The sequence below is a fragment of the Sphingorhabdus lacus genome (assembly GCF_009768975.1).
Taxonomy (GTDB): domain Bacteria; phylum Pseudomonadota; class Alphaproteobacteria; order Sphingomonadales; family Sphingomonadaceae; genus Sphingorhabdus_B; species Sphingorhabdus_B lacus.
The window spans coordinates 3,245,095-3,259,426 of sequence record NZ_CP035733.1 but is presented as its reverse complement, the minus strand read 5'-3'; the positions used below and the strand labels follow the sequence as shown (position 1 = coordinate 3,259,426).

Sequence of the window (14,332 nt, the reverse complement as noted above, 5' to 3'; positions counted from 1 at the left end):
GAAAATGATTGAGGCACTATAGGTAGCGGTTGGCCGTAGGGGGCATCACCACAGATTGTGCTTAAAGCTGCGGAACGTGATTCCGCCGAGGGGGAGATTTTTTCCGTCGATAAGCTGGGGACAAGTCGAATTTAGTCCCCTGCATGGTACAAAAAATGGTAAGAGGGGGTTTCGCCCCCGAGTCGAACAAGACGGGAACATTTTTTCCGTCTGAAAATAATGGGTGGGCTTGGCCGGTGGGAAAATCCCATGCAGCCGGTGGGGCCTGATTAGGAATGGAGCAACGGGGTTAAATGGATTTCAGGGATACTGGCCAAGGGGCCGAAGATATGGTCGCAGGAACAACGGACGTGCTCGAAAAATTAGCGGTGGAAACCGAAACCAGTACTGAAGAAAAGCCGAAGGCTGCGGCAAAAAAAGCTGTGTCCAGCAAAACGGTGGACGAGCGGCGCTTCAACGTCGTCACCGATTCATCGCGTGACGTGCTCCTGACCGAATTCGGCAAGGACACGTTGAAGGACCGCTATCTGCTGCCGGGCGAGAGCTATCAGGATCTTTTTGCGCGCGTCGCAGCGGCCTATGCCGATGACGAACCGCATGCCCAGCGCCTCTATGATTATATCAGCCGCCTGTGGTTCATGCCCGCGACGCCCGTGCTGTCGAACGGTGGCACCGGACGTGGCCTGCCAATCAGCTGCTATCTGAACTCGGTCGACGACAGCCTGGAAGGCATCGTCAACACTTGGAACGAAAATGTGTGGCTCGCCTCACGCGGTGGCGGCATCGGCACCTATTGGGGCAGCGTCCGTGGCATTGGTGAGCCTGTCGGCCTCAACGGCAAGACAAGCGGCATCATTCCGTTCGTCCGCGTTATGGACAGCCTCACACTCGCGATCAGCCAGGGTTCGCTGCGCCGTGGTTCGGCGGCTTGCTATCTCGATGTCTCGCACCCCGAGATTGAGGAATTCCTCGAAATCCGTAAGCCTTCGGGCGACTTCAACCGCAAGGCGTTGAACCTGCACCATGGCGTGCTTCTGTCCGACGAATTCATGGAAGCTGTCCGCGACGGTGCCGAATTCGACCTGCGTTCGCCCAAGACCGGCGAAGTGCGCAGCACGGTGGATGCCCGCTCGCTGTTCCAGAAGCTGGTCGAAACCCGACTGGCAACTGGCGAGCCGTACATCATCTTCTCCGACACCGTGAACAACGCGATGCCCAAGCATCACCGCGATCTGGGTCTGAAGGTGTCGACGTCGAACCTGTGTTCGGAAATCACCCTGCCCACCGGCCGCGACCATCTGGGCGGCGATCGCACGGCTGTGTGCTGCCTCAGCTCGCTCAATCTCGAAAAATGGGATGAGTGGAGCGTCGACAAGGCCTTTATCGAGGATGTCATGCGCATGCTCGACAATGTGCTGCAGGACTTCATCGACCGCGCACCGGACGAAATGGCGCGCGCCAAGTACAGCGCGGCGCGTGAGCGTTCGGTCGGCCTTGGCGTCATGGGCTTCCACAGCTTCCTGCAATCGCGCGGCGTCGGCTTTGAAAGCGCGCTGGCGAAGTCGTGGAACATGAAATTCTTCAAGCATATCCGCTCGCAAGTGGATGAAGCTTCGATGATGCTCGCCAACGAACGTGGTGCCTGCCCCGATGCGGAAGAAATGGGCGTCATGGAACGCTTCAGCTGCAAGATGGCGATCGCGCCCACCGCGTCGATCAGCATCATCTGCGGCGGCACCAGCGCCTGTATCGAGCCGATCCCTGCCAATATCTACACGCACAAAACCCTGTCGGGCAGCTTCATCGTGAAGAATCCCTATCTGGAAAAACTGCTGCAGGAAAAGGCGAAGGACAGCACCAATGTCTGGAACAGCATCCTTGAAAAGGGCGGTTCGGTCCAGCATCTCGACTTCCTCAGCCATGAGGAAAAGGACACGTTCAAAACCAGCTTCGAGATTGACCAGCGCTGGCTGATTGAACTCGCCGCCGACCGCACGCCCTTCATTGACCAGGCGACCTCGCTGAACCTGTTCATTCCGGCCGATGTGGAAAAGTGGGACCTGCTGATGCTGCACTTCCGCGCATGGGAATTGGGCGTGAAATCGCTCTATTACCTGCGTTCAAAGAGCATCCAACGCGCCGGTTTTGCAGGCGGAGTGGAAGCGGACAACACCGCCGAAGCCCCCGTCATCGAACTGGCCACGACCACGGACTATGACGAATGTCTGGCCTGTCAATAAAGCGATAGCAAAACGCCCTCCCCGACAGGGAGGGCCCATGAAGAACCCAATTCCTTTGGAGCCGATCTGATGTCCCTTCTAGAAGCCCGTAACAGCTACAAGCCCTTTGAATATCCCTGGGCCTATGATTTCTGGAAACGCCAGCAACAGATCCACTGGTTGCCTGAAGAGGTGCCGCTGGGTGAGGATTGCCGCGACTGGGCGCAGAAGCTTTCGGATCATGAGCGCAACCTGCTGACGCAGATCTTCCGTTTCTTCACACAGGCCGATGTCGAGGTGCAGAATTGCTACCACGAAAATTACGGCCGCGTGTTCAAGCCGACCGAAGTCAAGATGATGCTGACCGCCTTTTCCAACATGGAAACGGTGCACATCGCGGCGTACAGCCATTTGCTCGACACCATCGGCATGCCCGAAAGCGAATATAGCGCCTTCCTCGAATATGAGGAAATGGCCGCCAAGGTCGATTATATCCACCAGTTCGGCGTCGACAGCGACGAAGACATCGCCCGCACGCTTGCCATGTTCGGCGGCTTTACCGAAGGGCTGCAGCTGTTCGCATCCTTTGCCATGCTGATGAACTTCCCGCGCTTCAACAAGATGAAGGGCATGGGCCAGATCGTATCCTGGTCGGTCCGCGATGAATCGCTCCACTGCGAAGGCATCACCAAGCTGTTCCATGCCTTCTGCGCGGAACGCGGATGCCTGACCAAGGCAGTGAAGGAAGACATCATCGACTGCTGCCAGAAGGTCGTCCGTCTGGAAGATAATTTCATCGACCTCGCGTTCGAAATGGGCCCCGTGCCCGGCATGACGGCAAAAGAAATCAAGCGCTACATCCGCTACATCGCCGACTGGCGCCTGGGCCAACTTGGCCTGCCCGCCATCTACATGGTCGAAGACCACCCCCTACCCTGGCTCGCGCCATTGCTGAACGGTGTCGAGCACGCCAACTTCTTCGAAACCCGCGCGACCGAATATAGCAAAGCCAGCACCCGCGGCGATTGGGGCCAAGTATGGAACAGCTTCGACAACCGTAAGAAGAAGATCATCGGTATTGAACCCGCCGCCGAGAATGATGGCGTGGATATGTTTGAGCAGGCGGGGGTTGCGGCGGAGTAGTCCGGTAAGCGATTATGAAAACCTGCTTTGTTATTCAATGTTTTGACGGTAGCACTTACGATAAGCGTTACCGGGAAACGTTCGCACCCGCAATTGAACGCGGTGGCGCAAAGCCGGTACGGGCTGATGAGGTGCTGGGGACTAGGCCGGTCGTCGAAAAAATAGAGCAAGGCTTGCGGTCTGCCGACGTCGCGTTCGCAGAGATTTCCGAAGATAACTCCAATGTTTTTTTGGAATTGGGATATGCCCTCTCACTCGGCGTTCCTACCGTAATTGTTTGCGACAGAGGACGTCGCCAACGATTGCCGTTCGATATTGCCCATCGGCCTGTCAATTTTTACGTTACCGATGCACAGTCTGATTATGAAAAAATCGCATTAGAGGTTGAAAAGGGGATATCGGCTGCGCTTCTCGAAGAAACGGAGCAACGTTTAACCTTAGTAAACTCAGACACATCAAATAATGTCGATGAAGTCAAGTCAACTTGCCTCATCACGCTTTTAGATCAAAGCCTTAGAACTCCATATGGTTCGGCGATTTGGCAAATACAACGTGATGTTTCCTCAGCAGGTATTTCAGAAAGAATGACTGCGCTAGCGATTGCTAGCTTACTAGACGACGGACTTATTGAAGCCCATCAACTCACTGACCAAGATGGAGACGCATATACAAGCTATTCGCTATCTGATCATGGCAAGAAACATTTGCTCAGATCATATAGTAGCATGATGCAAACCGAACGGGACCGACTGGTTCGTTCGCAAGCCTCTGAAGCGACACGCTGGCAGACACCGGTATCAACAGCGTTTAGCGACGATTTAGATGAAGATGTTCCATTTTAAGTGAGCAGATGAAAATATTGGCAATATCTTTTAACAAAGCGATTTGGCTTTTGTCATCAAAAGGAATTACGTTGTCAGCTCGGCGCATTGAGGCATTTGGCTCAACCTCCCTTTAACCACCCCCTGCCATCCTCCTTGGATGGCACGCGACTCAACCATAAAATCCATTGCCCCTTTGGCAGTCCTGACCTTTATCGCCGTCTATAATTTCCCCATCCAGTCGGAGGAGGAAAAGGCCGCGATGCGCTTTACCGAGCAGTCTGTTTATTACCGCTATTGCTCGGATGTGCGCGCCGCCGGAAAGGCTCCGTTACGTCGAGGGCAGCCGGGCTATGCTCCGCATCTGGACCGCGACGGCGATGGCGTCGCGTGTGAGCCTTACCGTGGGTACTGAACCCCCTCTCTCCTTCAGGGGAGAGGAGCGAGACTTGGCGGCTTGCCGCCTAGTCGCAGCGGAGAGGGGTTCGGCGGTGAGGTTTGTGCTGAGGGGTTTGCGCGCGAACTCTCCCCTCTCCAACTTCGCCTAATTGCTCTCGCAATAAGGCTTCGTATCCTCTCCCCTAAAGGGGCGAGGGGAGTTAAGGAATAATCGAATGGACATCACTCCCCTCCTCACCGTCCCCAACGGCCTTGCCGCCTTCGCGCTCGTCAACGTCTGGACATTCATGCTGTTCGGGCTTGATAAGATCCGCGCCGAACAGGGCACATGGCGCGTATCCGAGGGGACGTTGCTCGCGTGGGCCTTTGTCGGCGGCACCATCGGCGCTTACACGGGCCGCGCGATGTTCCGGCACAAGACCCGCAAGCAGCCCTTTTCCAGCAACCTCCACCAGATGGCGATCTTTCAGGTGTTTGCGGTTGCGCTCGCGGGCGGCTGGATGCTCGCGGGATAAGATTATTAAATAGCGTCGGTGAAACACCCCCTCTCTCCTTTAGGGGAGAGGTGCGAGACTTGGCGGCTCGCCGCCTAGTCGCAGCGGAGAGGGGGAGTTGGCGCGCGCACCTCACCGTTGTTGCCCCTCTCCAACTTCGCCTAATTGCCCTCGCAATAAGGCTTCGTATCCTCTCCCCTTAAGGGGAGAGGTTGAGTATGTTTTACCAGCCCATTGCCTGCCGCTGCATCCGCGCGGTGCCTGCGGGGGCGGCTTCGATCATCAGGCGGGTGACGTAATTGCCTTGCGCGACGCTCCCCCGGAAATAGCCCCAATCCTCTATGGCTTCGGGCACAATCTCCACCTCTTGCCCTTCGCGATAGGCGGAATTGCGCGGCTCGTTGGCGAGCGTTCCGAAAATCCGACCGCCATCGCGGCGGATGTCGCAGGCCCAGATGGATTCATTATCCCGATGTCCGGTGCCGTGGTTCAGGTTGAATTTCAGCATGAAGTCGCGGGTCGCGGGATCGCCTGTCTCCAGCGCGGTCCAGAATTGGGGGAGCGTGGCGCGGGCCTGTTGCTTGGCCTGTTCCAAACGGGGGTCGTCCTTGTCAAAGGCCACCCCCGCGCCGCCGGCGAACAGGCGATAGGCGACAAACATGACTATGAACGCGATGGCGCCGCTTAGGATCATGGACATGGGGGGAGGATAGCTTGGGGTGGTTGCTATTTGGTTTAGGCTTTTGGGGTTGGGATTTTTGATTCCCTAGAAGGAAGAAGGCAAGAAGGAAGAAGACGTTTTTGCACTGCTTTGAGGGTGGGTGCCTTATGTCTTTTTCCCTTTTTCCTTCTAGCGAAAATTAAATGGCCTGACGGCCGAGTTCGCACAAAAAACCGCCGCAGCTTTTGCCACGGCGGTTCTTTTTAGCCGGTGTTACCCAGCGTCAGACTAGAAGCGTACGCCCACGCCGACGACGGCCTGGTGACGGTCGAAGTCGGTGTCGAGGTCGAAATCATCTTCGCCGATGTCGATATTGCTATAGTTGGAATAGCGATATTCGGCCTTGATGAAGCCGCTGGGTCCGAACAGGTTGAACTTCTGCTCAATGCCCGCGCCCAGACGGTAACCGTCGGCGGTCACGCCATTGTTGTAGATCGTGCCCGCGCCATCGTCGAAACGGCTTTCGAACTTGGCGTTGGTGTAACCGCCCTTGGCGTAGATCATGGTCGATGGCGAGATGGCGAAACCAAGACGCGCGCCGACATAGAGATCGCGGTCGGTGTTCAGGCTGAAGCTGTCGCCGGTGGTGAGCAGGTCGGTTCCCGAACCCTTCACGTCGGAATCGGCATATTCACCTTCGATACCGGCAATCACGCCGCCGAGCTGAAAGTCATAACCTGCGTTAACACCGTACATCAAATTGCCTTTGCCTTCGCTGACATCGTCATAACCGACGATCCCTTCGATGTGCGGTCCGGTGAAGGGCGCTTCTTCCTGTGCAAAGGCAGGGGTGACGGCGACGGTGGAGAGGAGAGCCGCGCCTAGAAGATATTTACGCATTAGATATTTCCATTTTTTATCAAACTTACCCTGCTGCGTGCAGGGCCGACAAGAAAACGGACGGGTTCCGATAAGGGTTCATGAATATAAAATAACAAGAATCTGTTACTTTATTGCAACAGTCTGTTTGATGGATGCGTTAAATCGCGTCGTCGGCGTCCCGGCGGGCGTGGCCATGTTCGTCCAGATCGCCAGGTTCCATGCCGTCTTCACCCAGCATGCCGGGCTCATCATCGTCGCTGCGTTCGCCACGATACGCGTCCATGTCAATCTGGCCGCTGCGCTCCATCTGTTCCATATGGTCAACGACATCCTGTGTGTCGTCCGGGATGATCTGCGCCGGATTGGGCGTGCCGCCGTGTTCGCTGTCTTCCCCCGACAGGTTCGGCGCTTGGCTGTGGGTCATGGCTTCGCCGGCGACAGTTTGCGCCTGTGTATCCTCGTCCGCCTGCTCGCGGTTGTCGGGGGCGGTTTTGGGTGTGTCGGATGCGGTCATGGCTCATGCCTCCTTGGCGTGTCGGGGATGACAGCAAAACGCGGCAGCGGGGCGGGTGTTCCCGAATGCGGTGTGATTTAAGGCCCCGCCCTGATGTCGGTCAGCTTACAGCCACCACCACTTTCAGAAAGGCCGCCGGAATTTCGGTGGATTCGGGACTGGCGCTCACATTTTCGCGTTCGAACAATTCGACCAGCTCGCCATAGAGCGCGTCCGCGCGGCCGTCCTTCTCTGCCGCCTCGAAGGCATTCATGGTGGGACCATAATAGGTGCGGAACAGGTCGACAAATGCCTTGGGTGCGCCGTCAAAGCGGAAGGTGTAGAGTTCGCGTGTGGCGCCGATATCCGCGTCGGCTATTCCCGCGGCGGTAAAACGCGCGCGGACCTCGTCTTCCTTGCCCCACAGAACCGGGCTGACAAAGCCTTCGGGCGGGGGCGGCGTATAGGAGGCGCTGACCTTCAGCACTTGCGCGATCAAGGTCGGGTCACCGGGAATCCAGTTGCCCATGACAATCCGTCCGCCCGGCCGCGTGACGCGCACCATCTCGGCAGCGACATCATAGGGGCGGGGCGCGAACATCGCGCCGAATATGCTGACCACGCGGTCAAAGCTGTTGTCCTCAAGGCCGGTCAGGGCGGAGGCGTCGCCTTCCTGAAAGCGGATGTTCGGCAGGCCCATTTCGGCAGCGCGGGCGTTGCCGGCGGCGACAAGGTTGCTGGCAATATCGACGCCCAGAACATCGGCACCCTTTTGCGCGGCAGGAATGGCGGTTGTTCCGTCGCCACAGCCCAGATCCAGCACCTTCATATTCGGGCCGATGCCGATGCCGTCGACCAGCGCAGCACCGCTGTCGCGCATACAGGCCGCCAGCCGGGTAAAGTCGCCCTTCTCCCATAATGCCTTGTTCGGATTCATATTTCGCTCTCCTTCCAGAGCGACCCGGACAGGAGGGTAACTTAGTTGGGGTGGTCTACCTAATCATTCCTTGGGGCAGGATCAGCACCAGAGGCGGCGGCCGCCCTGATACCAGCGGGCGAGCCCTTCATCGACCAGCACGCCACCCAAACTCTTGCCCCCGCGCGTCAGCACGCGCAGCTTGCGGCCATAGCGGTCTTCGTCGCGGTCAATGGTCTGCAGGGTGAAGGGCCCCGCATTGACGAGCTGTAACAGGCGCTGCGTCGCAGCCTTGCCCAGACGCCCCTCTTCGGCGCAGCGGGGCGGGTTGGTTTCGGGGGTGTCGATGTCGGCGATGCGGATCTTGATGCCCTGATAATAGAGCGTGTCGCCATCGACGATGCAGTTGGTGCGGGGGCCTTCGCCGCAGATGCTGAACGCGGCGCTTTCCGTGTCGTTGCCGGTGGCGGCGTTGGTCGCGGGGGCCGATAGCGTCCACACGCCCCAAAAGGTCGCGGCGCTCAGCATCAGGGAAAGGGGCAGGATCGGCTTGAGGTCGCTTAAGCCGGTAGATGAACGTTTCGTGGAATTCCTCATGCGCAGACTTTGCGCATGAGGAAGTCAAGATTTGGCTAATGCCCAGGCCAGAGTGCCCTCATTTTTTGGCAGGTGCGCCGAAGACCTTTTTGTCGACATATTCGACAAAGTCCTTGGAAAAGGCGTCGCGCAGCTCGACCTTTGCCCGATCAATATCTTCGGAGGTCTTGGGCGGGAAATGTTCCAGCGGATTTTTGACTTGCCCGGTCGATACCTTGGTGGCGGTCGGCTTGGTGCCGAATTCGCGGTAGATAAAGCCGGTGAACAGATTGCTGCCGTACATCATCGCCTTGTGGTAGAAGATATGCGTGGTCGCGAGCTCGGCATAGCAGGGCGCTGTTGAATCGGACAGGCGCGTCTTGGCCTTGATCTTGGCGTTCATCGCCTTGACCTTCGCCTTTAACGCCGGGTCTTTCTTGACATCCTCGTTGAAGGGCGTCGGCTCTTCCATGATGATTTTATAGCCTTCAAGTTTCAGCGTCTTGGTAATGCCGATTTTGTTGAGCTCCTCCATCTGCACATCGGGACCGAGATAATCGGCCATCAGATCCTTCACAGTGGCGACCTTATCCTTGTGCACTTCGGCATCAGCGAGCGCCCCTACCAGGCCGAAGCCGGAGAGCAGGCCCATATTGATGCCCAGATAATTGTGGGTCGGCCAGACATGCAGCTCGCACTGCGACCCGTCCGCCGCAAGCTTCGGTGTTTCAACGACCGCCGCCGCGGGTGCTTCCTGTGCCAGAACAGGTGCCGCCAATGACCCCGCCGCAACAATCGCCGCGGCACAACGCATCGTAAATTTCATGAACTATCCCCCCCATTAGACAGGTCCAATTAGCAGCATATCTCGCGCGTCGTTGCAACGCCGGAAATGTTGGTTTTCGTCTTTTTTGACCCAGATCAAGGAACCGGACGGCGGGTGGTCCTATCCCCGACTCAACAACCCAAGGAGCCCGTCATGGACGCACTACAAATTCCCTTCGTCGCCCTCTTCACCGGCATGGTTCTGTCCTTTGCGGCAGTCATGATCATCGAAACCGTTCTGCAGGCACGCCAAGGCTAAGTCGCCGTCAGTCGACCGCCATTAACTGGCTGGGAAACGGCGCGACCAGCTTTGCGGCCTCGTCCCACTCCGCAGTCAGCCAGGTCTGGTAGTCGGCCTCCTGCAGGATCACCGGCATCGCTTTGGGATGCAGCGGTGCGACCAGCGAGTTGGGCTCGCAGGTCAGGAAGGCGAACATCTTTTTCCCCTCGGGCGACGACACCCCTCCCGTCGTCGCCCCACCAACCCTACGCCAAATCCCGGCAAAGGCCGCAACCGAGCGGTCGGTGACCGTGAACCAATGCTCCGCACGCCCCTGTCCCATTTTCGGCTCGGCAAAGCGGGTGAAGGGCACAAGGCAGCGCTGTTCCGGCTTTACCAGCATCGAGCGCCAGAAGGGACTGGCGAGATTGCGGACATTTGTGACATGCTTTGTCACTGTCGTCTCTGGCCGCTTGCTCGGCAGCGAAAGCGGCACACCCCACGTCATAAGATCAACCACCGCCCCACCAGCCGTCACATCCTGCCGCACCACAGCGGCCTCGCGCCGGGGCCAAATCTCGTCCTCCAGTTCGGCAGTACGCGGCGGGATAGTATCGGTCAGGCTCCACGAAATATACTCGCGCCACGTCTGCAAAAGCGCCTGCGCGTCGGGGTTATTTGCGTAGTGATTGCACATGGGATTTAGTTTAGGGGGTCATCGCGACAACGCAACACCCCCTTACCCAGCAGGACCACCGATGCCCGAAACCGCCTTCAAGATTTTTACTGCAGACCAATGGGCGCAGTTTCAGGCCGATGGTGTTTTCCATGGCGCGCCCGTCGATCTTGCCGACGGCTATATCCATCTGTCTGCCGCTGACCAACTGCAGGGCACGCTCGACAAGCATTTTGCCGGCCAGACTGGCCTTGTGATTGCCGAAGTCGACCTTTCGGTTCTGGGCGATCTGGTGAAGTGGGAGGAGTCGCGCGGCGGTGCGTTGTTCCCGCATATATACGGTGCTCTGCCCGCCAGCGCGATAATAGGCGCACCGGCATTTACCTCCTGAGCTTTAACGCCTAGGGCATCCACATGGCCGACCTCTATCTCAAAGCCCTCGAATCCGAACGCCGCAGCCTATGGGCGACCGCCCGCCTGAAGGGCCTGCCCAAGGATTCGCCCGAACGCGTCCGTATCGCCGCGCTCGACGCAGACATTGCCGCGCACAAAGCGAAGAGCAAACCGGCAGCCAAATAATTAGGCCCGCCCCGCGGGTTAACGGGACGGGCCTTCCGCTCCTTGGACACCGCTAGGAGGTGCCGCGGGAACTTTAACGCTTCCGGAAAAACTCCCGATCCGCGTCTTCATAGGTTTCTGTCTCTGCATCTTGTGACCGGTCCACGGGCCGTTCGTCCGCATGATCATTATCGATATCTTCCCCCGTGGCAGTCATTGCCGCATCGGCGCCAAATTTGCTTGGCTGGACGGGTGGCGATGCCTGGACGTGGTCGGCCCCTGTTCTATCGGCGATCGGTCGCTCTAACAAAGTGCTGGTCATGGGGAGTCCTTTTTACGTTCGTACAGGTCCCAAAATGCAGCCCGATGGCTTTCGTTCCGGCCTTTTCGGCGGGAATCGATTGCAATTACGACGAACACCAAATGTGTGATTACATGCCTATTGGCCAATCAAAGGCGAGGCGTGTTTCACCCGCGGCAGCACCCTGAGCGTCAAAGCGCCGCTCCGAAATGAAACCCGCGCCCTGTGTGTTGACAGCAATCACGGTGCTGCATCGGGTCCCATAGACGGGGTTGCGGATAAATATCCGCTCCATCGCCGGAACATCATCCGTTTCGTCGGCCAACAGATCGAAAATCTGTTCGGGGTGCCCCGCTCCATTTGTGAGCCAAGTCGCAAACGCAAGCTCCAGCCTGTCCTTTCGCGGCCATGGCTCACCATCGGGTGCGTTGGAAAAGAGCTGAATCCCGGTCTTCAATACACGCCGCACAGGTGCCGGCCGATTGGCGAAATATTCTGCCTGCGCCATATCGCCGATGATGAGGTTGAAGGGATTGAAGCCATCCAGTTCCTTTGGCCGCGCTCCATCCGCCAGCCAATCAGCAACCAGCGCACCGCGCGATTTTTTGGAAGGGTCGGGACCGTCGGGATCACGGATATTTGTAACGACCGCAAACCGGCCCGCCTGCGACACGCCCATCCATGTGCCGCCTGACACCAGATCCCGTCCGGCGATAATACCCATCGCATCACGCCAAATATGCAAAGGGTCGGAGGCGCGCGCATGAAATTCATCCCTGTTGCCGGCCACCAACAACGGCCATTCGGGATGGATGTTCAGTCCAACGGCTACGACACACATGGCTGTTCCCTCCGGTACCCGTGCGACACGAAAGCCCGCACCATCACGGCCACTTGTTAAAGCGTCTTTTCGTAGATCCGGTACACTTTATTCACGGTGCCGCCCACAGCTTCACCGACCGATTTCATGGGACCATTGCTGGCGAGGACCCAGCCGAAGTCGCCCCTGACCGCACCGAATTTTGAAACCGAATCGCGACGGATATATTCTACGAGCATCAATGCCAGCTGGCTTGCCATGCGCGTAGACTGGAGCTTTTTGACGACGCCCATCAAGGGCACGCGCATGGTCGTGACTTGCGGTTTGCGCAGCCACCAAAGCAGCTTCGCCCAGTTGAATGGAAACAGGCTTCCTCCGAAATCCTTCAGCTTTTCATTGAGGTCCGGAATGGTCATCATGAAGGCAACGGGTTCCCCGTCCACTTCGGCAACCCGAATAAGGTCTTCATATACGATCGGCTTCAGCTTTTTGCCCGCATAGGCAATTTCAGCATCGGTGAACGGCACAAAGCCCCAATTGTCGCTCCATGCATCGTTCAAGATGCTCAACAACAGTGCGGCTTCTTCATCAAACCGGCTTTTGTCGACGCGGCGGATACGGATTTTGTCCGACCGCTCACCCATCGCCACGATACGGTCGCTGAGCTCCGGCAACCCCTTGTCGATTGGCAAGTCATAGGTCAGCAAATCCTGCACGCCTGCATAGCCCGCTGCTTCGACCCATGGTGCATAGGCAGAACTGTTGAACCCCATCATGACGACCGGCGGATGATCGAACCCTTCAACCAGCAAACCGGGTTCGTCCCACATGGCAAGGCTGATAGGCCCCATCGAACGGGTCATACCCTTTGCACGCAATGCGTCTTCCGCGCGCGCAATCAGGGCAGCCGCGACCGCAGCATCTTCCGCTTCGAACATACCCCAGTTTCCACATCCGGGGCCCATGCCCTGTTCCGGTGGCTGCTTCAGCGCGAGATGATCAATATGGGCGGAAATACGGCCGACGATTTGTCCGCCCCTTTCCGCAAGGAAAAACTCCGCTTCACCATGCTCAAACCATGGGTTTTTGCCAGGCGTGATCAAACCGTGCACTTCGTCCTTCAATGGTGGCACCCAATTCGGATTATGGGCGTAGAGGCGGAATGGCAGGTCGACAAAAGCCTTGCGGTCGGCCTTGGTCAAAACGGGTCTGATCGTAATTTCGCTCATTTAGTTTCACTCATTCTTCGGTCCGCACAAGAACCGTTTCGCCAATCAGTAGGAAAAGTAGAAACGGGCCCCATGCCGCAATCCACGGCGGGTATGCCCCCAGATTTCCCATCGCAAGCGCGAAGTTATCAGCAACGAAATAGGCAAAGCCAAGCGCCATGCCGATGACAGCCCTGAGGAACAGCGCCCCTGAACGCGCGAGACCGAAGGCCGCAACCGCACCGAGAAGGGGCATCAACAGGGTCGAAAGCGGTCCTGATAATTTATGCCAGAGGATACCTTCCAGATTGTCCGTCCGGCGACCCGCCGCCTTCAGATCCTGAATCGCCCCCATCAGCGGGAAAAAGCCCAGACTGTCGCCATCCACCTTGATATAGTTGAACCGGTCCGGGGTGATATTCTGGCCAACGGTCAAAGTGGGAAATTTCTTCTCTTCGGTCGTTGCGACGTCAAAGGACGTTGAGTTGACGAGTACCCATGCATTTCCTGTGTAACGCGCGTCGCTTGCCTTGATGACCTGGCGCAAACTGCCGTTGGCCCGAAGATAGAGGCTGACATTACCGAGGCGGGTGGCTGCCCCTGCGCCGGTTACGGTACTAGCCTGAATCAGGTCCTGACCTTCCCTGACCCAGACATTTGTCTTGACCCCGGTGTCGACCGGAACCGGACCATAATCTTCCGCCTGCCACACCTTTAAACGTGCAGTGTTCGGCGCGACGACCAGATCGTTAAAGGTAAATGAGAGACCAGCCACAGCGAGGCTGGCGACAAACATCGGCGCCAGAATCTGGTGCGCCGACAGACCTGCCGCCTTCATGGCAATCACTTCGCTATTCTGGCTGAGCGTTGCAAAGGCGATCAAGGTTCCCAACAGAACCGAGAATGGCAGAAAGCGCGCGATTATCTGCGGTGCGCGCATGCTGACATAACGCAAGACGTCACCCTGGTCGTTGCCGGGAACGGACAAAATCTTGCCGCTTTCTCCCAAAAGATCGAGCGTCATCAGGATCAGTACAAGCATGGCCAGCACCGCAAAGCTGCGCATGAAGAACAGCTTCGCCATATAGATGGTGATGTTGCGCGATGGGAAAAAATGCAT

18 protein-coding genes are annotated in these 14,332 nt (G+C 57.5%); 7 read left to right on the top strand and 11 right to left on the bottom strand.

The features are described 5' to 3' along the window. Nucleotides 1–293 precede the first annotated feature (293 nt). The 5 genes from EUU25_RS15610 (at nt 294) to EUU25_RS15590 (ending at nt 5,097) form a co-directional block, all read left to right on the top strand. The gene (locus tag EUU25_RS15610; RefSeq protein ID WP_158902562.1) at nt 294–2,240 is read left to right on the top strand and encodes a ribonucleoside-diphosphate reductase subunit alpha; all 1,947 of its coding nucleotides are present in this window, start codon (nt 294–296) and stop codon (nt 2,238–2,240) included. 69 nt (nt 2,241–2,309) lie between these two features. Next, complete coding sequence (locus EUU25_RS15605) at nt 2,310–3,362, top strand: ribonucleotide-diphosphate reductase subunit beta (protein WP_158902560.1); 1,053 nt, start codon at nt 2,310–2,312, stop codon at nt 3,360–3,362. Nucleotides 3,363–3,376: 14 nt separating this feature from the next. Beyond that, the gene (locus tag EUU25_RS15600; RefSeq protein ID WP_158902557.1) at nt 3,377–4,204 is read left to right on the top strand and encodes a hypothetical protein; all 828 of its coding nucleotides are present in this window, start codon (nt 3,377–3,379) and stop codon (nt 4,202–4,204) included. Between the two features lie 139 nt (nt 4,205–4,343). Next, entirely contained in the window at nt 4,344–4,598 is a 255-nt protein-coding gene (locus EUU25_RS15595) for an excalibur calcium-binding domain-containing protein (RefSeq protein ID WP_158902555.1), read from the top strand. A gap of 199 nt (nt 4,599–4,797) precedes the next feature. Next, nucleotides 4,798–5,097: a DUF1294 domain-containing protein gene (locus EUU25_RS15590; RefSeq protein WP_158902552.1), complete on the top strand. Its 300-nt coding sequence runs from the start codon at nt 4,798–4,800 to the stop codon at nt 5,095–5,097. 202 nt (nt 5,098–5,299) lie between these two features. On the opposite strand, the gene EUU25_RS15585 is transcribed toward EUU25_RS15590, so the two are convergent. From EUU25_RS15585 to EUU25_RS15555, 7 genes are all read right to left on the bottom strand, one after another. After that, complete coding sequence (locus tag EUU25_RS15585; protein WP_158902550.1) at nt 5,300–5,776, bottom strand: DUF2314 domain-containing protein; 477 nt, start codon at nt 5,774–5,776, stop codon at nt 5,300–5,302. A gap of 249 nt (nt 5,777–6,025) precedes the next feature. Next, complete coding sequence (locus EUU25_RS15580) at nt 6,026–6,637, bottom strand: outer membrane protein (RefSeq protein ID WP_158902547.1); 612 nt, start codon at nt 6,635–6,637, stop codon at nt 6,026–6,028. Between the two features lie 139 nt (nt 6,638–6,776). Then, the gene (locus tag EUU25_RS15575) at nt 6,777–7,133 is read right to left on the bottom strand and encodes a hypothetical protein (protein ID WP_158902544.1); all 357 of its coding nucleotides are present in this window, start codon (nt 7,131–7,133) and stop codon (nt 6,777–6,779) included. A 100-nt stretch (nt 7,134–7,233) separates the two neighbouring features. Continuing rightward, on the bottom strand, nt 7,234–8,049 hold the full coding sequence (locus EUU25_RS15570) for a class I SAM-dependent methyltransferase (protein ID WP_158902542.1): 816 nt from the start codon (nt 8,047–8,049) through the stop codon (nt 7,234–7,236). A gap of 81 nt (nt 8,050–8,130) precedes the next feature. Further along, nucleotides 8,131–8,625, bottom strand: coding sequence for a thermonuclease family protein (locus EUU25_RS15565; protein ID WP_222848804.1), 495 nt, complete (start codon nt 8,623–8,625; stop codon nt 8,131–8,133). A gap of 58 nt (nt 8,626–8,683) precedes the next feature. Beyond that, entirely contained in the window at nt 8,684–9,430 is a 747-nt protein-coding gene (locus EUU25_RS15560) for a hypothetical protein (RefSeq protein ID WP_158902539.1), read from the bottom strand. Between the two features lie 265 nt (nt 9,431–9,695). Further along, on the bottom strand, nt 9,696–10,346 hold the full coding sequence (locus EUU25_RS15555) for an SOS response-associated peptidase family protein (RefSeq protein WP_158902537.1): 651 nt from the start codon (nt 10,344–10,346) through the stop codon (nt 9,696–9,698). A gap of 61 nt (nt 10,347–10,407) precedes the next feature. On the opposite strand from EUU25_RS15555, the gene EUU25_RS15550 reads away from it, so the two are divergent. After that, nucleotides 10,408–10,716 carry a DUF952 domain-containing protein gene (locus EUU25_RS15550; protein ID WP_158902534.1) on the top strand — a complete coding sequence of 103 codons (309 nt, stop codon included), beginning with the start codon at nt 10,408–10,410 and terminating at the stop codon, nt 10,714–10,716. Between the two features lie 23 nt (nt 10,717–10,739). Then, nucleotides 10,740–10,904: a hypothetical protein gene (locus EUU25_RS16505; protein WP_187351282.1), complete on the top strand. Its 165-nt coding sequence runs from the start codon at nt 10,740–10,742 to the stop codon at nt 10,902–10,904. Nucleotides 10,905–10,977: 73 nt separating this feature from the next. Here EUU25_RS16505 and EUU25_RS15545 read toward each other — a convergent pair whose 3' ends face one another. The 4 genes from EUU25_RS15545 to lptG all read right to left on the bottom strand — a co-directional run bounded on the left by EUU25_RS15545 (nt 10,978) and on the right by lptG (nt 14,332). After that, on the bottom strand, nt 10,978–11,205 hold the full coding sequence (locus EUU25_RS15545) for a hypothetical protein (protein ID WP_158902531.1): 228 nt from the start codon (nt 11,203–11,205) through the stop codon (nt 10,978–10,980). A gap of 109 nt (nt 11,206–11,314) precedes the next feature. Then, nucleotides 11,315–12,025 (bottom strand): NRDE family protein, encoded by a 711-nt coding sequence (locus tag EUU25_RS15540; protein ID WP_158902529.1) that lies wholly within the window; start codon nt 12,023–12,025, stop codon nt 11,315–11,317. 56 nt (nt 12,026–12,081) lie between these two features. Further along, nucleotides 12,082–13,233: an N-acetyltransferase gene (locus EUU25_RS15535; protein ID WP_158902526.1), complete on the bottom strand. Its 1,152-nt coding sequence runs from the start codon at nt 13,231–13,233 to the stop codon at nt 12,082–12,084. A 10-nt stretch (nt 13,234–13,243) separates the two neighbouring features. After that, a complete protein-coding gene (gene lptG / locus EUU25_RS15530) occupies nt 13,244–14,332 on the bottom strand; it encodes an LPS export ABC transporter permease LptG (RefSeq protein ID WP_158902524.1) in 1,089 nt (362 codons plus the stop codon).